Here is an 18,179-nt window from a genome sequence, read left to right as displayed (position 1 = left end):
CTCGTCAGAAAAAACTTTTGACCAGAGAACCCACCGTCAGGTGCCAGCCATCGACCAGCACGAACAGCATCAATTTGAACGGAAGGGAGATCAGAACCGGCGGCAGCATCATCATGCCCATCGACAACAGGATGCTGGCAACCACCATGTCCAGAATCAAAAACGGGATGTAAATGAGGAAACCGATCTGGAAGGCGGTTTTCAGTTCGCTGATAACGAAGGCCGGAACCACCACCGCCATGCTCACCTCCTCCGCCGTTTCGGGACGCTCGTCCTGAGAAATATTGAGGAACAAGTCGAGGTCTTTGTTGCGGGTCTGGCGCAGCATGAACCCCTTGATCGGCGCCTGTGCCCGCTGCAACGCCTCGCTCTGCGATATCTCTTCATTGAGATAGGGTTGCAACGCTTCGCTGTTGACCTGCGTCAGCACAGGGCTCATCACAAAAAACGTGAGGAACAACGCCAGCCCGACCAGCACCTGCGTCGGCGGTGTCTGCTGCGTACCCATCGCCTGGCGCAGGAACGACAGCACAATCACAATGCGCGAAAAAGAGGTCATGAGAATGAGGATCGACGGCGCCAGAGTGAGGATGGTCAACAGCGCCAGGATCTGCAACGCCGTGGACATGGCCTCCGGTTCCTGCGTGTCTTCCACCCCGACCTGGATATTGGGCATCGGGATGGCCCCGGCCTCGCTCACCGGTCCCACCGCCAGAGCGGTGGTGATCGTCAGCATCGCAATCAGGATGAATCCCCATTTACGCATCACACACCCCTGTTCTTTCTCAGGGTTTTCTTCAACCGGTATTCAATGTCCTTCACCGATCCGGCGTCTGTCCGACCCGCATCGTCTTCTGTCTCCGCAAACTGCTTCACGAAATCGGGAAACGGGTTGGTGGTTTTATTTTTTTTGACGACGCTTTCGTAACTGTCCACGCGTTTTTGCGGCGGAACGGTGACGACCGGTTTCTCCGCCGTCGCCGTCGCGGTTTCGTGCATGGTTTTCGGTACGGACGGCGTCACCATCGCTTCTTCTTCCGAAATCGGATCCAATTCGTTTTCAGGTGAAGGTGAAACGGAGCTGGTTTTTTTGACCGATTTTTTGCCTCGGATCAGATCGATCTGATCAGGGTCTTCGACATTGGCCAGCAGGGAAATGTTTTCGTTGGCAATGCCAAGCACCAGAATCTCGCCCGCCACGTCCACCAGCGCGATGCTTTTCTTCGGTCCGAGAAACCCGGTGGACAATACCTTGATGGGTTTGTTTTCCGATCCGAATACGCCGTTTTTCCAAACAAACTTTTTGAACAGGTGGAACAGCAGGAACATCACGCCCAGCACCAGAGCCAGCGTGTAGGCCATCTTGACGCCGGCAGACAGGATATCCGGTCCCTCCGCCGTTTCTTTTGAAGCCAGGCTGTCGTTGTCTTGATGTTTGGAAGTAGATGGACCAGCGCCCTGCTTGTTTTTCACCTTGCCGTCCTTGCGAAAAGCCGTGCCCACCATGTCCGACAGCGTTTCTTTTTTGGGAATGGATTCGGATGCAACGGCCTGGGGTTCCGGCTTCGCTTCAGTCAGCAGGTCCAGAAAAGGATCTTCATTTTCCGGATTGGAATTTGATTTGGAAACACCGGAGGATTGGCCCGGCGTTTTGATTTGGGTGGAATGCGACGGAGCGGAGGCCAGAAACTCGCTCAACGGGTCTTCTTCATTATTTTTGGGAGGCGGCACCAGGTGGCTTTTTTCCTGAACCGATCCTGCTTTCCACACATGGACTTCCAGGTTATTGCCATCCCGCTTTACCTCCAGCCGTCCCGCCAACCCGGGGTTGCGGTCGGCGAGGATCAAGCGGATACGCAACAATTCCTTGCTGAACTGCGATGCGTAAACCTGCCGGACCTCGTCATCCCCGATCGGGAAATACTGCTTGGCCGGTGCCAGGTACGCAAACGGCAGATCGATCTGCACCGAGTTCTTGAAAAAAACAGGGGCTTCGTAATTCGTCGGCGGCTGTCTGAACTGCAATTGAATGTGCAAGCCATCCTGCGTGTGACGCACCGCCACGTCACGCAACTTGTTGTATTCCGTCAGCGGCAAGGCTCCGGCGATGCCCGCGCAAAGCAGGTTCAATGCCAGTGCCCACACCCAACAATACCGGTGCAACCTCATAGCGCCTTCCATTCGTAAAGGGTCCAAGGTGTCAAAAAACCCGACGGACTGCGGGTCAACCCTTAAAAATGCAAAGGCCGTACCGTCACGACCGGAAACTATTTGAATTTAAGGTGGTTATCGAGAAGAAGATCAAAAACCCTTACAAACAAAGGCCTCGGAGCGAGAGAGGGGTTTCAGGAATACATTGAAAAAGGAAGGAGGGAGGGCGCGGCAGGGCGTACGCAGGACGCAGAGCCCCCAGCACCGCGACGCGGCAGCCGGAAATTTGGCGATCCGGGGGGATCAACCCAGCGACTGCACACGTTCCATCGGGGAGATGATGTCGGTCAGCCGCACGCCGAACTTTTCGTTGACGACCACGACTTCACCGCGGGCCACAAGCTTGTCGTTGACCAGCACTTCCAACGGCTCGCCCACCATCTTGGTGAGCTCGATCACCGACCCCTGCCCCAGTTGCAGCAAGTCGTGGATCAGCATTTTGGAACGCCCCAATTCGACCGTCACCGTCAACGGAATGTCCAGGATGAGGTCCAGCCGGGAATCCTTTACGCTTTTGGTCCCTTCCTCATCATCTTCGGCTTCGGCACCTTCCTTGTCGAATTCGAAATCCTCAAATTTATCCAGATCGTCGAGGGCGCCCAGTTCGTTGTCATCGAATTCAGCCATAAGTCACTCTTCCCTTTCAATGATTTTGGAAATCTGCACGGCTTTCATGCCACGCGAAACGCCGGGATGGCCCATGTACTTGTGGATGCCTTCCACTTTGACCGTCAAGGGATCAGAGACATCGTTGCCCAGCATGAGCGTGTCCCCCAGCTTGAGATTGAGCAGTTTTCGCGGCGTCATGATCATTTTTCCCAGTTCCACCACACATTCGACATCGGTCTGCATCAGCTCTTCGCGCAGACGGCGGATCCAAACCTTGTCGGCCTCCATGCGCTCGCTCTGAAAGTTCGCTTTCAGTTTCGGCAGCACCGGCTCGATGGCCGTATAAGGCAGGCAGATGGTGATGGTACCGGAAGCGCGCTCCATCTCGATGTCAAACACGATGATCAGCACCACGTCGGTGGGCGGAACGATCGCCGCAAACTGCGGGTTGACCTCGGAACGCACGTAAGAGGTTTTGACCCGGTGCACCGGTTTCCATGCATTCGCCCAGTCTTCGAGCGCCTGCTGGATGACGTTGCGGGTCATGCGCATTTCAATGGAGGTGAAATCCCGGCCCTGGTTTTTCATCTCCGAAGAGCCCGGACCGCCAAAGAAATTGTCCACCAGCGCGAACACCAGACTGCTTTCCATGACCACCAGCCCGAACCCACGCAAGGGTTCCATGCGGAATACGTGCAGGCTGGACGGCACCGGCAGCGAACGCAGAAAATCACCGAACTTCAAGGAGTCGGTCGATACCGTGCTGACGTCGGCGGAACGCCGCATCATGCCCGAGAACGAGTTCCGGAACAGACGGGAAAAAAACTGGTTGATGATTTCCAAGGTCGGCAGGCGGCCCCGGATGATCTTTTCCTGACTGGTCAGGTCGTACGGAACGACGCCTTTTTCCTCTTCCGTGACGTCGGCTTCGGTCTCGATCTGGTTTTCGCTGACGCCCCGCAACAGGGCATCGACTTCACCTTTGGATAAAACCTGTCCCATATTCAGAGCCTGGCGATTGCTGGGTTGTTACCATGGGATTGAAATATCCCATGTATCCAATATACACGCTGAAAATTCATTATTGAACGATGAATTCAGAGAAATAGACGTCCTTAACGTGGCCCATGACCAGAAAGCGGTTCACCCGTGTGGCGATCTCGTCCTTCAATTTGAATTTGCCCTGGAGCGAGATCACATCTTCGCGGGTCTTGCTGCTCAACAGCAACAGGATGGAGTCCACAATTTTAAATTCGTTGGCCTTCACTTCCGGGCGCACCTCCGGGGAACTCAATTCCAAAGTCAGGCTGACCTTGAGAAACTGCTTGCCATTGCTGCGTGCCAGATTGATCAGAAACGGATCCATCGGGTACATGACGCCCATTTCCTGCGGCACCTTGTCCGCAAATTTGGAGCCCGGTACCTGCAGGGGCCTCTCCTGTTGCTCGACGGCTAACTGCGGCTGGATGAAGTTGATGAAAGCAAAATAACTACCCACCGCCAATCCCGTAATCATCAATAAGCTGAGCAGAAAGCCCCGGCTCACACCGCGTTTGGGAGCCACCTCTTCAATCTGATCCACATCTTCCTGAGTTTCCTGCTGCGCCATGCATCGACCTCCTGGCTAATGAACGTTCCGGCACGGGAATATTAGGAGCAAAGAATGTGCCAACGTGCCTGCCACCTTTTGAGTCCGATAACTCCATTCAGTATAAAGAGTTATAACGTCACTTTCAAATCGAGCAGACAGCGGGGGAGACCCATCAATGACGATCTGCGTCAATTTATTGGCCAAAATACGCTATCTACGCCATCTTCAAGGATTCTCTGCCTGATTCTTTCACGGTAAAAAACTCGGGATACTTGAATGTTTTTGTGATTATTTTTTAGGCACCTTCCTAGGAAGACATCCGCAAAATCTGGCATCCTGTCGGCCGGGTTCCGACCTCCCCCGCCCTGGCAACTTCCGGACCTCTCTCACCACCCCAGCATAAGCTCCTTATTTCAAACATGTTATAGGCTTTTTTCCAATTATTTTGGGGTTCAACCCGTTGTGGGTACAGGAATTGATTAGTTCATTTACATTTCGAGCTGAGGGTGCGTCATTTCAGGTCCCCGGTTCGGGGGGCCATTCCTTCCATAAATTGAGGAACTCAAACATGGGTCGATTTTTCAAATTTCTGGCTGTTTCGATCGGATTCTGGTTGTTGCTGGTCCTTCCGGCTTATGCAGAAGAGGCACCCCAGCTCAATGGCGCCGACACCGCCTGGATTCTGGTGTCCTCGGCCCTGGTGATGCTGATGCTGCCGGGGCTCGCCTTGTTTTATGGAGGCATGGTGCGGCGCAAAAACGTGCTCAGCACCATCATGCACAGCTTCATCCCGCTCGGGGTGATCACCATCCAGTGGGTGCTGATCGGTTACTCGCTTGCTTTCGGCAAGGACATCGGCGGCTTCATCGGCGGCTTCGACAAGGTGTTATTCAACGGCACCGACATCGACACCCTCAACGGCACCATCCCCGACTACCTGTTCAGCATGTTTCAGTTGATGTTCGCCATCATCACCGTCGCCCTGATCAGTGGCGGCATCGCCGAACGCGTGTCATTCAAGGCCTATGTCATTTTCATATTCATCTGGTCCACCATCGTGTACGACCCCATCTGCCACTGGGTGTGGGGTGGCGGCTGGCTGGGCGAACTGGGGGCTCTGGATTTTGCCGGCGGCACGGTGGTGCACATCTCGTCCGGTGTGGCCGGACTGGCGGCGGCGTTGTACCTGAAAAAGCGGCGCGGTTTCCCCGGTCCCATGATGATCCCGCACAACCTGCCTCTGGTGCTGCTGGGGGCGGGCCTGTTGTGGTTCGGCTGGTTCGGGTTCAATGCAGGCAGCGCCCTGGCGGCCGATCAGAACGCCGCCCTGGCCTTCACCAACACCCAGGTGGCCACCGGGGCAGGAATGCTGGGCTGGCTGATTGCGGAACAAATGCGAGCCGGTAAACCGAGTGCCCTGGGCGCAGCCTCGGGCGTCGTCGCCGGGCTGGTCGCCATCACCCCGGCGGCGGGATTCGTCTCCCCGATCTGGGCCATCGTCATTGGCCTGGTGGCGGGCATGATCTGCTACCTGGCCGTCGTTTTGAAATACCGCAAAGGCATCGACGATTCTCTCGACGTGTTCGGCATCCATGGCGTGGGTGGCGCCTGGGGCGCACTGGCCACGGGACTGTTCGTCACTCACGGCGGCACGGGCCTGCTGGACGGCAATCTCAAACAGGTTGGCATTCAAATCATCGGTGTGGCAGCGGCTGCCATTTACTCCTTCGTCGTCACCTACATTCTGGTGGTCGTGATCGACAAAATCGTTGGCTTCCGCGTGGACCAGGAAGACGAGGAGATCGGACTCGATGCCACGCAACACGGCGAGTCCGGCTACAACCTCGTATGACCGTTTGCAAAGGGAAACTTCCCGCCAGCCACCGGGAGGACACAGACTCTGTTTTTCATTTCGCCATCGGAACGTTTAGCGGAAGCGCCGCCCAAAGGTGCTTTCAAACGGCGGTTTTCATAACCATGTCTGCACAGGCAAAAATGAGGGGGATTGCATGAAAGGCACATTTCATCTGCTGATGGCCGCATTGATATTTTTATGGTTCACCACAGGGTCCGCGTACGCCGGGACCAACGCATTCAAATTGCTCGAGGACGTCGAAATCCACGGTTTCGCCTCGGCCTCTTACAGTTACAATTTCAATCGACCGCTGTCGCAAACCAACTGCGGCGTCGCCCCGTTGACCGGCTGCGTGCGCATTTTCGACCAGGATGACAACAGCTTCAAAATGGACAACACCGAACTGGTCTTCCTCAAGCAGGCGGACGACATCGGCGATATCGGCTTCCGTTTCGATCTGACCTTCGGCTTCAGCCTGCCGGAAGGCGCACAGCGGGCGCGCAGCTCCGCGGTTGCCGGCGGCACGCCGGGCCTCTCCGTAGCGGACGACGATTTCGACCTGCAGCAATCTTACGTCACCTGGAAAGCGCCCCTTGGCAACGGCCTGACCATCGACGTCGGCAAATTCATCACGCACGTCGGCGCCGAAGTATTCGACGGCTACGACGGCTGGAACGCGAACTTCTCCCGCACCTATGCCTTCGGCTGGGGCATTCCATTCAATCACACCGGCATCCGCGCGTCCTACGAGCTGAACGACCGGTGGAGTTTCATGCTCATGATCGCCAACAACTGGGAAGAGGCGGGCGTCACCGACAACAACTCCGAAAAATCGTTCGGCGGCCAGATCGCGTATTCTCCCTACAGCAATGTCGGCATCCTGTTGAACTGGGTCGGCGGCAACCAGGGCACGCTGGGCAGCAATGCGGGCAATGACAACTGGAGAAATATCTTCGACACGGTCATCGACATCGGCCTCACCGACCGGATGACGTTGCAGTTGAACGCGGATTACGGCAGCGAGGAAAACGCGGCCGCCGGCAACCGCACCGCCAAGTGGTGGGGCACGGCCGCCATCGTGCGTTACGATTTTAACAAATGGTTTTCGCTCAATGTGCGCGGCGCTCTGTTCCGGGACCAGGACGGCTTCCGCCTGGGTGTGCCCAACAACAGCCTGAGAGAGGTCACCGTCACGCCGGAGTTTCGCATCATGGAAAACATGGTGGTCCGCCTGGAATACCGGCACGACGAGTCGAACCTCGGCGTGTTTGAAAACCAGACAGGAGGCGGCAGCACGCACCAGGACACCTTGGCCTTCAACACGCTCATCCATTTCTAACCGCCGCGTCCCATGTACCGCTGACCTTTGAAAGCCCCGGGGTCACCCCGGGGCTTTTTGTTTGCGCGCCACGCCCCCTGTCGGCGCAATCGGTACCGCAACGCAAAGGGCTTTGATCTGAACGACGGACCGGATAAAATGTGGCAACGTCAACCACCGGGATGCCATTCGTTGTTCACCCAGCCTCAAACCTTTATTGTTTCCCTGATGTTCCTGAGCGGCCTGCTGTTTCTGGGATTGAATTTCATCGCACACTCGATGGTGTTCCCCGGCCCCAAGGGATCCAAGCGCAAGGGATATATGCTGATCGTGACCGTGCTTCTCGCCCTTCTGGTGGTGCAGCAGCATCGCCTGATGGTGGCCCTGGAGTTCCCCCCTGCCGCCGCCCAGCAGATCATTCTGATCGGTTTCGCCGTGCCGGTATTTTTGCTGTCCCTTGTGTATTACCGTATAAAGCGCTCTCGACTTGAAAAGGACCCGGACTGAAATGGAGATCATCGATTACCGCAGCGACACCCTCACCCAACCGACGGAAGCGATGCGCCGGGCGCTGGCCGAGGCTGAGGTCGGCGATGATGTGTTCGACGAGGATCCGACCGTCCACCGGCTGCAAGCTCTGGCGGCGGAAAAAACCGGCAAGCCCGCGGCCCTGTTCGTTCCCAGCGGCACCATGGGCAATCTGGTCAGCCTGCTGACGCATTGCCAGCGCGGCGATGAAATCATCCTCGGCCAACGCAGCCATATCTTCGTCAACGAGGTCGGTGGCCTGGCGGCGCTGGGCGGCATCCATCCCCACCCTATCGCCAATCGGGAGGACGGTACCCTTGATCTCAACCAAATCGAGGCCGCCATTCGCAAGGCGGACGTGCATTTCCCTCCAACGCGCCTCATCTGTCTGGAAAACACACACAATTATTGCGGTGGCTACCCTTTGACTGCCGAATACATGGCGCAGGTGCGCGAGCTTGCGGACCGCCACGGCCTGGGCATACACCTGGACGGGGCGCGCATTTTCAACGCCGCGGTTGCCCTGGGTGTGGAGGTTCCGGCCTTGACCCGGGATGCGGATACGGTCATGTTCAGCCTGTCCAAGGGCCTGTCGGCGCCGGTGGGATCGCTGGTATGCGGCTCGAAAGAATGGGTCCTCCAAGCCCGCAAATGGCGCAAAATGGTGGGCGGTGGCATGCGGCAAGCAGGAGTTCTGGCGGCGGCAGGCATCGAGGCCCTGACCCATCATCCGGACCGGTTGACCCAGGACCATCAAAACGCCCAGACTCTGGCGCAGGGATTGCGCGCGACTCCGGGCATCCACATCGATTGCGACCGGGTGCACACCAACATCCTGTTTTTCAAGCTGGACCATCCGGCTATGGGAGCGCAGGCTCTTCTGGATTACCTCAACGGCAAAGGCATCCGCATTTTGCAGTTGGCAGACGGCGTGTTCCGGGCGGTGGTCCACCGTCATATCACCGCGGAAATGGTCGCGACCACCTTGAAGACGCTGCGCGAAGTCCTGAAATGAACTCCACACACAGGAAAGCTTTGACAGGAAGCGGGGAACTCTCTAGAATCTAAAGTTTACTCTCAATGGAGATAAGGAGCCCACATGGAGGAAATTCTGGAACTGGAAAAGCTGGCTCTGGATGTCATCAAGAGTCGCTACCTGCTTTGCATTCTGGTGGCACAGCGCATCCATCAGTTGGAAAAAGGCGCGCAGCCCTGCATCGAAGTCAAGGACGGCGAATACGATTCGCCTAAAAGTTATTACCAGCTGGCCTTGCGGGAAATCATCGAAGGCAACATGGACCTGGAACAGATCAGCGCCTGATCCGGTTCCGGCCCACCCCCTCAAAAACTCCACCCAGCCCGCTTTTTCCTGACTTTACAATTCGCACAGCAATAAAAAAAGGCCCGCCTTTCGGCGGGCCTTTCTCATTTCAACAGCCAAGGGGAATGATTAGTTGGCTTTCCCCTCTTCGTGCATCTGGCGGGTCCGTTTCGTCATGCGTACCAGCCAAAGCTGGAAGCCGAAGAAAACGGCAGCCATGACAGGCGGCAACCAGATGCGCTCTGCGGGCAGCGGCGGCTCGAGAATGGTGTAAGCCCAAGTCGAGATCGCCATGTGCTCGTCATGTTCCTTGTCTATACCCGCCCATTGCATGAAGGAGATCGGGATAAACGATTTGGTCGGAATCTGAACGTCCGTGCGATCCGGATTTTCAGTCTTCAGCGACCGTTTGAACATGATCTTCACACGACCCTGATGAAAAGTGGAATTGACCACTTCCACACCGCCAATGGTTTCTTTGGTTTTGACATCATCGAAACCATGTCCGACCAGTTCAGTCACATTCACATCCAGCTCGTAACCTTCCGGTTTCGGGGCGTTGGTGGAGGAGTAGTCATCCTTCGGCAGGAACGTTGCCTTCCAGATATCCACCGGCTTTTTGGAATCGCCGTAAATGAAATACGGCTTTTCAGCGCCATACAGGTCCTCCAACTGTCCCGGCCACTGAATGGCCACACCTTCCGGATACTCCGGGTTGGTGCTCAGGAACCGCTGGTGGTATTCCACCACGTAGTAAACGGCATCTTCTTCTTTACTCCAGCGGGACATAACCCAGAGGTTGTCCACTTTGGGGTCGAAGTTGCGTTGACCACGGGTGATCTGGCCGGCCAGAGCAATGTAATGCCAGTTCTGGTCGCCTTCATACCCTTCAGGCCGCTTGACAATTCTTGAATCATGTTCCGGGGCCTGCCACATCGGATCGTTGAAATCCGTGGAGACAGGGCCTTCGGTGTACTTGGAACCGATGAGGAAGTCGTTGACCGGCTTGTTGGTCAAGGAGTCAATTTTCTTCCGCGGACACAGGGAGTTGACGAAAGCCGCCAGCTTCCACCGGTCTTCAACGGTGATCTGATCTTTAAAGTTAGGCATCGGGGTGCCGTTCAAGCCCGTGGACACCGTGTTAACGATGTGCAACGGATTGTACGGGTCACGCCGGTTGCCGCGGAAGTTCCAGCATTGCGTCCAGTCTGCGGCCACAATCGGGAATCCCCAGTCGTCCTTCATGGTCGGGTTGCCGTCACCGCGGCCTTCGCCACCATGACACTCCCAACACTTGTTCTTCTGGAAGATTTCCTTACCGGCATCGATGGCTTCCTGCGGAATGCCCATGTAGAAAGGCTCCTTGACACTCCAAGGCATGGTGCCGACATCCTGCACCGCCAGCTCCTCGAAGTCTCCGCTGAAGTCACGATCCTGGACCAGCGTTTTGACAAACTGGACCACCGATGTAATTTCCTCCGTGCTCAGAACCTCACCCCAGGGCGGCATGGCCGATCCCGGAAGGCCGTTTTTGACGGTATCGATCAGGTTTTGATCCAGAGGCAGCTCACCGGAATCCGTAGTACGGATCTTGAACGTCCCCTGAATGAAGTTACGGGGACGCGTGAACAGACGATCCGCAGAGGGACCATCCCCGCCACCTTCCACGCCGTGACACCAGACACAGCGCTTGAAATATACCTTTTTGCCCAGCTCCAGTTTGTCCTGCTGAACCGGATCCGGCTTACGATAGTCCTGAGCAAAAAGGATGGAAGGCACACTCAAAACGGCCAACACAACTGCGGCTGCCAGCCAGTGCCTCACGATCTTTTTGGAATTGCTCATCATGTTTTCCTCGTTCATGAAAGATATTTAAAACTTTGAATTTTTCAATTCATTGGATGAACGGTTACTCGCCACCCTTAACCGAAGATTCATCATCAAACGTACGCGGATGCCATCCGGTATACCAGTATTCGAAAAGGATGACCTTCCAGATTTCTTCGGTATTGAGGTGTTCTTCCCAAGGCGGCATGGCCGACGACCACGGAGTGGATTCGTTGGGCAAACCAGGACCGCCTTTCGCAACACGCCAGAACAGGAACGACTCGCGCAACATGGCGATGGTTCCCGGATCGACGAAGTTCGCGGGAGTGGGGTTAAAAACATGGGAGAACATTCCCAAGCCGTTCAACTGGTCACCGTGGCAGTAATGACAGTTCTCAAAGAATATCGTTCCGCCTTCGGTAACGTACTTCATGTACTCCTGCTTTTCCGCATCCAGGAACGGGAAACTTTCTTTATAGTTATCCTGCTCATCGATACGGAAAGGGTTCTGCAGGCTTTCCAACTGATAGGTCTTGCCATGAACGCGGGTCGTGGCAGGCGGTGCCGGATGGACCGTCCGCAACTCAACCGGTTCCTGGAACTTGGGCAGAAGCCCGTCGTACGTTGCAAAACCAACCAGCAGCGGCAATGCCGTGAAGGCAATGATCCGCGCGATTTTGAATCCCTTGGAATCCGCCAGAACGGTCCGGACAATGGGCCGCCGGAATTCCGCAAACGTCTTCGGATCTTGCGAGATGTACAAGAACGTACCGATCGTCCACAGCATCATGTAGGTGATCAGCAGCGTCCAGGGGATCGGCGGATACAAAATGGCTTCATAGAAATACAAGCCCGCCAGCCAGACGATCGCCGCATTCAACAACATCGGCGGCTTCAGTTTGAGGACGAGATTGAAAGCCACAAAGTACAGCATCAGTACGCCGAACCCGGAGTAACGGTTCTGAACAATCAAATGGAACCAGCCGGTTTCCCCGGATTTAAACCAGGGCAACAGGGCGTAATGAAACACCGCCCAGCCCACGGCGTACAAAACAATACTTACTATTACGTTTCTAACACCTTGATTCATTGAAATCCTCCCGATTTCCTCCAGGATTAACCTTCAGGTTCTGTGTTGGCAATAAAGTCCACCAGTTTGTCGAGGGCTTGAACCGACAGCTTTTGCCCGAAATCCTGCGGCATGACGCCGTCCGGGAAAGGCTCGCCGGCTTCCTCATTGAACACGACGTACGCGCTCGGATTGAGGATCGACTCCTTGGTGTACTCATGCGCTGTTTTCGCTTTACCCTTATAGTTCGGGTCTTTCAAACGTTTCGGGCTATTGACTTTCTCATACAATGCCGGACCCAACTCTCCCACCGCGCCCGGAATTCCCGGGATCTTGTGGCAAAGCGGACAACCCAGCGTATTGATGATCTCCTCAATCGGCTCATTACCCGTTACAAATACCGGTCGATCTTCTTCCTCACCACTGGACTCCTCTTCCTTCTTAGCCGTATCTTCCGGAGAAGGCAGGGGAATGGAGACCTTAGCGAAATCACCCGGCGTGTCCTTGGCCTGCAACCAGGCCAATACCGCGTTCAGTTCGAGAGGACTCAGGCTGATCGGCGGCTTGTGGATAACCGGCATCGGGCTGACTTTATCGCCCGCTTTACCGTAACCCTCAACCACGTAACAGGAAGGACACATCAGAGACTCACGAAGGTAGTCTTCACCACTAAACGCATAGGGTCCGCTACGGCGATACTCTTCCGGAACCTCTTCCGCCTTACCCTTCACGATGCCGGTGCTATCGGTCTCACCAATTTTAATTGGATCATTGATATAGCGGTCTTCTTTAATCCGGCTGTGACTGCGCTCCTCAACTCCGAAGAGATTGGGACAGCGGCCGATGTTGTCGCCCGGATCGAAGGTGTGACACAGAGGGCACTGCCCTTTACCAATGGCCTTCTGACCCGCTACCTGCTTGGCGCCGAATACAATGACCCGGCCCATTTCCGTAAACTCTTCCATGGTCAGCTCACCCGACAGCTCGATGCCTCCCACGGGAGGGGGATCACTGCGCTGCTGCGGCAGCCAGTTGGTGTAACCGGCCAGAAGAATGGAAACGCAGGCGAAAAAATAGCCAGCTCGAATCAGAGGTTCGGACTGGCTTTCGATATCTTCGCTCTTGAAAAAATATCCCCAAACCAGCAACAGGAGAAGAACCACCGGCAGCTGTCTGAAGAAAAAGAAAAACATCTGGTCACGCTGGACCAAGCCCATCACGTGAACGGTCATCGAAAAGACCACCAACAAAAACACACCAAACACAACTCCCCACTTCGTCGTATTCACATTCTCACGTCCCCGGCATACCTGGATGACGTTGGTGAACACATACAGAGCGAAGATGCTGCACATAATTGTGAGAAAAGTCCACAAAATATCGTGCTGCTCTGGAAGCATCCCTTTCTCCTCTCCTGGCTAGTGCAAGTCTAATAAATACAAGTTAGCATTCCAAACAGGCCGCCAGCCCGAAGACTGGCGGCCCATCCATTGATTACTGTTGCTGCTGCGCAGGAACAGGAACTCCTGCGGGAACTTCCGCTGCTTTCTTCTTGCCAGCGAGACCACCGACCCAGAAGACGACCACGAACTGCACCCACACAAACAGGGCGTTGAACGTGAGGATCTTACCCGCCTCACCAATGGTCAGGGTGTACGCGTCCACCGAGTTGTCACGCAGAACTTCCGTGACATGCCAGAACAGGCGGACCGCAGAGCGGATATAACCCATGAGGCCCATGAGCCAGGTGAAGGAAATCGCCATCAACAGAATGGCATAGGTCCCCACCTTGGACTGGTTACCCCATTCAACCTCACCGAAGGACTCGGCATCCTTGAACATGGAAATATTGATAGCCGTTCCGACGAACAAGGTGGTCAGGGTCGTGGTCACCTGGGGCACAGAAAGTCCCACACGCTGGTTGGCGGGGAGGAAGTATCCATACACACCCAGGAACACGATATTGATCGCCGCGCCGATGAAGATGGCGGTCAACCAGCAGTTGCCAATGGTTGCCCAGGGCACGACGATTTTCTTATTGGACCGTTGATACAGCAGAAAGCACAAGATCGTACAGGTGATCATCAGATTCACCGCGGTGTTTTTGGCGGACATAACACCAAAGTGACCGACCACCGGATGCTGCGCACCACCCATCGCTTTCAGCTCAGCCGGCGTCATAACGATGGTATGCGGGGTCATCCATGCGGTGAAACAGAGGATCAAAAGCAGAACCATGTACTTGCAGTACTTCATGTAACGATGCGACCCCTTAACGCGGGACATCGAGTTATGCAGATAGGAGTTTGCTCCGAAGAACAGAAGCCCGATCATAACGGCCTGAATGATAAACAGCCATGCCATGATGCCGCCCATCAGCGTGATGCCCATCTGCTGACGGAACGCATACACTTCCTTCATCAACCAGTAACCCGCGAAAGGCAGTGGGATCAGGCCGAAGATGGCGATGAACATAGCGATGTAACAAACCCAGTCGTAATGAGCTTTTTCTTCGGGGGTCTTCGCTTTCAGATAGTGATACGCGGCGTACGCACCAACGATACCACCACCGAACACGATGTTGCCCAGGATGCGATGCACGCCAACCGGATTCCACAGAGTGGAGTGAATGGCATGCCAGATGTTGCCGAGGAAACGCCCCTGCTCGTCGATACCACCCGGTGCCTGCATGAAAGTAGCCCAGCTGTTCGCCAGGTACATCAGGATGGTGCCCACCAGGTTCAACAGAACCGACAGGGAAACGTGAATCCACTTCAGGAACTTATCCTGGCTCATCTTGTCCCAGCCGTAGTAGTACACGTAAAGAACACCGCTCTCCGCGAGGAACATCAACGCATACACGTGCATGACCGGGCGGAAAATGCTGGCCATGTACTTGAAGAAGCCGGGGAACAGGGTGATGAAGGAGAACAACAGAACACCACCGAGGATGGCGGTCCAGGAATACGCCGTCAACGACACCTTCATCAAGTCATGCGCCAACCGGTCGTACTTCGCGGACAGAACCGGATCGCTTTCCCTGGTACGAATACCAATGAACTCGATGAGCATACAGAAGATGGGCACCGCCAGCACGAAGCTACCGAAATACAAGTGCTGCTGGTTGGCGATCCAGATCAGGATCCGGCTCGGCGCAAAGGAATAACTCTGATAGTCATTCGGACCCAACTCCGGAGCCGGGGCTCCGCTGACTGGACCTTTGAGCGGATTGCCCTCCCAATCTTTATAAAATACGTCTTGACTCCACTCAACTTCCGGCGCTGCACCTTCTTCGCCTGCCGCCTGCTCATCAGCCAGGACTTCCTTCGCAAATGCCTCTTCAGCAAATACCTGCTCGGCAAACGCCTCTTTCGCATGAGCCTGATCAACAAAAATCGCGGGAAGAGCAAACAAGGTGAATGCCAGAACCAGTGCCAGGGACAGCACTTTGTGATTTCTAGCCTCTGCGTTGAACATCGTCTAACCTCCTTAAGGAAAGATCCGGTATCCTAAAGAAAAACAATAATTTGGAAATACTTCTATATTCAAAAACTTCTTAAATTCTTCCTCAAAATCTGGACGCGTAGGGCACCTGACATAACGACAGTTTCCGCGAAGCGCAGGACGCTCGCAGGATACTTTTCAACTTCCTTTTACAGCGCCAACCACCCCCACCCTTCTCGTAAGCGCTTGATTTAAATAACCTTTACAGAATAAGCACTTAGGGCCTACAGGGGCACTTGGACATAATAAGACGCCGATTTTTAACATGGCTCCCCAGGGTTGTCAAGAAAATTCTAATTTTTTGTTTTTAAGGGGTTCCAGCGGTTATTGGGGTCATGAAATACGGACTTTGACCGCCTTCGAATGGGCCTCCAGATTTTCCATTTCAGCCAGGGTGCAACAGGCATGGGCCGCCCGGTCCAGCTCTTCCTTACTATAGGAAATCAAACTGGTGCGTTTGATGAAGTCATAAACCCCCAACGGCGATGAAAAACGGGCCGTTCCGCTGGTCGGCAACACATGATTGGGCCCCGCCAGGTAGTCGCCGATGGCCTCCGGCGTGAAATGACCCAGAAATATGGCCCCGGCATTGTCGATGCGCTTGACCAGCTCATGCGGGTTCTCCACGGCCAGCTCCAGATGTTCCGGGGCCAACCGGTTGGCCAGATCAACGGCCTCGTCCAGCGTCCGGGTGACAATCAGCAGGCATTTGTTCTCCAGCGACGCATTGACGATGCTCTCCCGGCTGAGTCCCGCCTTCTGCCGGTTCAACTCCTCCCGCGTGGCCTCCGCCAGGGCTTCCGAGGGGGTGACCAGGATGGGTACGGCGTCCTCGTCGTGCTCCGCCTGCGACAACAGATCGGCGGCAATGAAATCGGCGCGCGCTGAATCATCGGCCAGCACCAGAATCTCGCTGGGCCCGGCGATCATGTCAATGTCCACCAGCCCGAACACCAGGCGCTTGGCCAGCGCCACATAAATGTTGCCCGGACCGACTATTTTATCGACGCGCGGCACGGTCTCGGTGCCCAGCGCCAACGCCGCCACCGCCTGCGCACCGCCGATTTTATAAATCTCATCCACACCGGCGATGTCCGCCGCCACCAGGCAATGCGGGCTCACCTCCCGCCTGGGCGTTGGGCTCACCATGACGACGCGTTTCACCCCGGCGACGCGCGCGGGCACGGCGTTCATCAATACCGACGAGGGATACGACGCCTTGCCGCCCGGCACGTACACGCCGACCGTGGCCAGCGGCCGGATCATCTGTCCCAGATAGACTTCGCCCTCCTTATATTCCCACGAATGCTGCACCTGCTTCTGATGGTAGCGGCCGATGTTGTCCGCCGCCAACTTCAGCGCTTCGAGTTCCTCCAGCTTGATGGTGTCGTATGCCTGCTGGATTTCCTCCTGGGTCACGCGCAGGTCCTCTACCTGGTAATCGGTCTGGTCGAACTGGTTGGTCAGCGCCACCAATGCGGCATCGCCCTCCCGCTTGACGCGTTCGATGATGTCGCGCACCGTCTGGTCCTGCGCCTGAAAATCCACATCGGAACGGTTCACCAGCCGGTCGAGTACCTTTTGATAATCGGGGTCGGAGTATTTCAATAACCTCATGCAACAGTTTCCCAGTTCAATTGTTGAAGAAAACGCAACGTTTCGGAGTACGCGCCGATCCCGGAATGCTCCAGATATTCAAGGTGGGTCTTGAGAAATCGCAGGTCTTCCGGACGATCGACATCATACCATACAGGCAACAACGTGAGTCCGGCTTCCGCCGCTTTCAATCGCGCCAGGGTTTCCGTCAAGACGTGCCCGGACCCCCACCGCACGCCCTCGAACACATCGGTCACCCGGCGGTTCATGCCGATCAGGTAATAACCGCCGTCGGCGCTCGGTCCCAGCATCGCATCCCGGTCCGAGTCCAGCGCCTGCCGGATGTAGGCCGCGGGCAACGTCGGGCTGTCGGAGCCGATGATCACCACCGTCTCGTAGCCTTCAGCGAAGCGATGTTCAAAGGCATGACGCATGCGCATGCCCAGATCATCCCCCTCCTGCGGAAACGTCTGCGCCCGCCCCGACGCCACCACGGCATCGAAGAAACCGGATTGATGCGACGGGTACACGCCGATGAAACGATCCACCCCTTCCACCGCACAAACTTTGGCGACGCTGTCCGCGAGAATCCGCAGGTAAAGCCGGTACGTGGTCTCGGCATCGAGGCTGCTTTGCAGTCGCGTCTTCACCTTGCCCAGCTCCGGGTCCCGGGCGAACAGGATCAACGCCTTTTTACTGGAAACACCCACTTCTCAAAGCCTTCCGGTCACGACAAAAGAATTGACTCCC

16 protein-coding genes are annotated in these 18,179 nt (G+C 55.7%); 5 read left to right on the top strand and 11 right to left on the bottom strand.

Annotated features, from left to right (window positions below):
- Positions 1 to 4: 4 nt before the first annotated feature.
- The 5 genes from fliP to QML71_RS05395 form a co-directional block, all read right to left on the bottom strand.
- Positions 5 to 766: a flagellar type III secretion system pore protein FliP gene (fliP, locus tag QML71_RS05415; RefSeq protein WP_282010890.1), complete on the bottom strand. Its 762-nt coding sequence runs from the start codon at positions 764 to 766 to the stop codon at positions 5 to 7.
- A complete protein-coding gene (fliO, locus tag QML71_RS05410; RefSeq protein ID WP_282010889.1) occupies positions 766 to 2,145 on the bottom strand; it encodes a flagellar biosynthetic protein FliO in 1,380 nt (459 codons plus the stop codon). The genes fliP and fliO overlap by 1 nt, the downstream gene beginning before the upstream one ends.
- A 309-nt stretch (positions 2,146 to 2,454) precedes the next feature.
- Entirely contained in the window at positions 2,455 to 2,838 is a 384-nt protein-coding gene (gene fliN / locus QML71_RS05405; protein ID WP_282010888.1) for a flagellar motor switch protein FliN, read from the bottom strand.
- A gap of 3 nt (positions 2,839 to 2,841) precedes the next feature.
- Entirely contained in the window at positions 2,842 to 3,822 is a 981-nt protein-coding gene (fliM, locus tag QML71_RS05400) for a flagellar motor switch protein FliM (RefSeq protein WP_282010887.1), read from the bottom strand.
- Positions 3,823 to 3,901: 79 nt separating this feature from the next.
- Complete coding sequence (locus QML71_RS05395) at positions 3,902 to 4,429, bottom strand: flagellar basal body-associated FliL family protein (protein ID WP_282010886.1); 528 nt, start codon at positions 4,427 to 4,429, stop codon at positions 3,902 to 3,904.
- Positions 4,430 to 4,979: 550 nt separating this feature from the next.
- Here QML71_RS05395 and QML71_RS05390 point away from each other — a divergent pair.
- The 5 genes from QML71_RS05390 (at position 4,980) to QML71_RS05370 (ending at position 9,433) form a co-directional block, all read left to right on the top strand.
- Positions 4,980 to 6,263 (top strand): ammonium transporter, encoded by a 1,284-nt coding sequence (locus tag QML71_RS05390; protein WP_282010885.1) that lies wholly within the window; start codon positions 4,980 to 4,982, stop codon positions 6,261 to 6,263.
- Positions 6,264 to 6,420: 157 nt separating this feature from the next.
- Positions 6,421 to 7,605 carry a porin gene (locus QML71_RS05385; RefSeq protein ID WP_282010884.1) on the top strand — a complete coding sequence of 395 codons (1,185 nt, stop codon included), beginning with the start codon at positions 6,421 to 6,423 and terminating at the stop codon, positions 7,603 to 7,605.
- A 138-nt stretch (positions 7,606 to 7,743) separates the two neighbouring features.
- Positions 7,744 to 8,091: a hypothetical protein gene (locus tag QML71_RS05380; protein WP_282010883.1), complete on the top strand. Its 348-nt coding sequence runs from the start codon at positions 7,744 to 7,746 to the stop codon at positions 8,089 to 8,091.
- A gap of 1 nt (position 8,092) precedes the next feature.
- Positions 8,093 to 9,127 carry a low-specificity L-threonine aldolase gene (gene ltaE / locus QML71_RS05375; protein WP_282010882.1) on the top strand — a complete coding sequence of 345 codons (1,035 nt, stop codon included), beginning with the start codon at positions 8,093 to 8,095 and terminating at the stop codon, positions 9,125 to 9,127.
- Between the two features lie 84 nt (positions 9,128 to 9,211).
- Positions 9,212 to 9,433 (top strand): DNA-directed RNA polymerase subunit omega, encoded by a 222-nt coding sequence (locus tag QML71_RS05370; RefSeq protein WP_282010881.1) that lies wholly within the window; start codon positions 9,212 to 9,214, stop codon positions 9,431 to 9,433.
- Positions 9,434 to 9,562: 129 nt separating this feature from the next.
- Here the strand turns inward: QML71_RS05370 and QML71_RS05365 are convergent, their stop codons facing one another.
- The 6 genes from QML71_RS05365 to QML71_RS05340 form a co-directional block, all read right to left on the bottom strand.
- Positions 9,563 to 11,281: a c-type cytochrome gene (locus QML71_RS05365; RefSeq protein WP_282010880.1), complete on the bottom strand. Its 1,719-nt coding sequence runs from the start codon at positions 11,279 to 11,281 to the stop codon at positions 9,563 to 9,565.
- Positions 11,282 to 11,342: 61 nt separating this feature from the next.
- Positions 11,343 to 12,350: a c-type cytochrome gene (locus QML71_RS05360; RefSeq protein ID WP_371832116.1), complete on the bottom strand. Its 1,008-nt coding sequence runs from the start codon at positions 12,348 to 12,350 to the stop codon at positions 11,343 to 11,345.
- Between the two features lie 26 nt (positions 12,351 to 12,376).
- Positions 12,377 to 13,729, bottom strand: coding sequence for a cytochrome c family protein (locus QML71_RS05355; RefSeq protein WP_282010879.1), 1,353 nt, complete (start codon positions 13,727 to 13,729; stop codon positions 12,377 to 12,379).
- 94 nt (positions 13,730 to 13,823) lie between these two features.
- Positions 13,824 to 15,806, bottom strand: a complete 1,983-nt coding sequence (locus QML71_RS05350; RefSeq protein WP_282010878.1) for a cytochrome ubiquinol oxidase subunit I — start codon at positions 15,804 to 15,806, stop codon at positions 13,824 to 13,826.
- Between the two features lie 360 nt (positions 15,807 to 16,166).
- The gene (gene hisD / locus QML71_RS05345; RefSeq protein WP_282010877.1) at positions 16,167 to 17,450 is read right to left on the bottom strand and encodes a histidinol dehydrogenase; all 1,284 of its coding nucleotides are present in this window, start codon (positions 17,448 to 17,450) and stop codon (positions 16,167 to 16,169) included.
- Positions 17,447 to 18,139, bottom strand: a complete 693-nt coding sequence (locus QML71_RS05340) for a TIGR04282 family arsenosugar biosynthesis glycosyltransferase (protein WP_282010876.1) — start codon at positions 18,137 to 18,139, stop codon at positions 17,447 to 17,449. Before QML71_RS05340 ends, hisD begins: the two co-directional genes overlap by 4 nt.
- Positions 18,140 to 18,179: the final 40 nt, after the last annotated feature.

Source organism: Nitrospina watsonii, assembly GCF_946900835.1.
In the GTDB taxonomy this organism is placed as follows: Bacteria; Nitrospinota; Nitrospinia; order Nitrospinales; family Nitrospinaceae; genus Nitrospina; species Nitrospina watsonii.
Note: the sequence above shows the minus strand (reverse complement) of the source record. Positions and strands in the feature narration are given on the sequence as shown.

Excerpts from the sequence above, each read along its gene's own strand:
- fliP (WP_282010890.1), bottom strand. The coding sequence starts at position 766 with ATGCGTAAATGGGGATTCATCCTGATTGCGATGCTGACGATCACCACC.
- QML71_RS05380 (WP_282010883.1), top strand. The coding sequence starts at position 7,744 with ATGTGGCAACGTCAACCACCGGGATGCCATTCGTTGTTCACCCAGCCT.
- hisD (WP_282010877.1), bottom strand. The coding sequence starts at position 17,450 with ATGAGGTTATTGAAATACTCCGACCCCGATTATCAAAAGGTACTCGAC.
- QML71_RS05360 (WP_371832116.1), bottom strand. The coding sequence starts at position 12,350 with ATGAATCAAGGTGTTAGAAACGTAATAGTAAGTATTGTTTTGTACGCC.
- QML71_RS05350 (WP_282010878.1), bottom strand. The coding sequence starts at position 15,806 with ATGTTCAACGCAGAGGCTAGAAATCACAAAGTGCTGTCCCTGGCACTG.
- ltaE (WP_282010882.1), top strand. The coding sequence starts at position 8,093 with ATGGAGATCATCGATTACCGCAGCGACACCCTCACCCAACCGACGGAA.
- QML71_RS05395 (WP_282010886.1), bottom strand. The coding sequence starts at position 4,429 with ATGGCGCAGCAGGAAACTCAGGAAGATGTGGATCAGATTGAAGAGGTG.
- fliM (WP_282010887.1), bottom strand. The coding sequence starts at position 3,822 with ATGGGACAGGTTTTATCCAAAGGTGAAGTCGATGCCCTGTTGCGGGGC.
- QML71_RS05370 (WP_282010881.1), top strand. The coding sequence starts at position 9,212 with ATGGAGGAAATTCTGGAACTGGAAAAGCTGGCTCTGGATGTCATCAAG.
- QML71_RS05385 (WP_282010884.1), top strand. The coding sequence starts at position 6,421 with ATGAAAGGCACATTTCATCTGCTGATGGCCGCATTGATATTTTTATGG.
- QML71_RS05365 (WP_282010880.1), bottom strand. The coding sequence starts at position 11,281 with ATGATGAGCAATTCCAAAAAGATCGTGAGGCACTGGCTGGCAGCCGCA.
- QML71_RS05390 (WP_282010885.1), top strand. The coding sequence starts at position 4,980 with ATGGGTCGATTTTTCAAATTTCTGGCTGTTTCGATCGGATTCTGGTTG.
- QML71_RS05355 (WP_282010879.1), bottom strand. The coding sequence starts at position 13,729 with ATGCTTCCAGAGCAGCACGATATTTTGTGGACTTTTCTCACAATTATG.
- fliN (WP_282010888.1), bottom strand. The coding sequence starts at position 2,838 with ATGGCTGAATTCGATGACAACGAACTGGGCGCCCTCGACGATCTGGAT.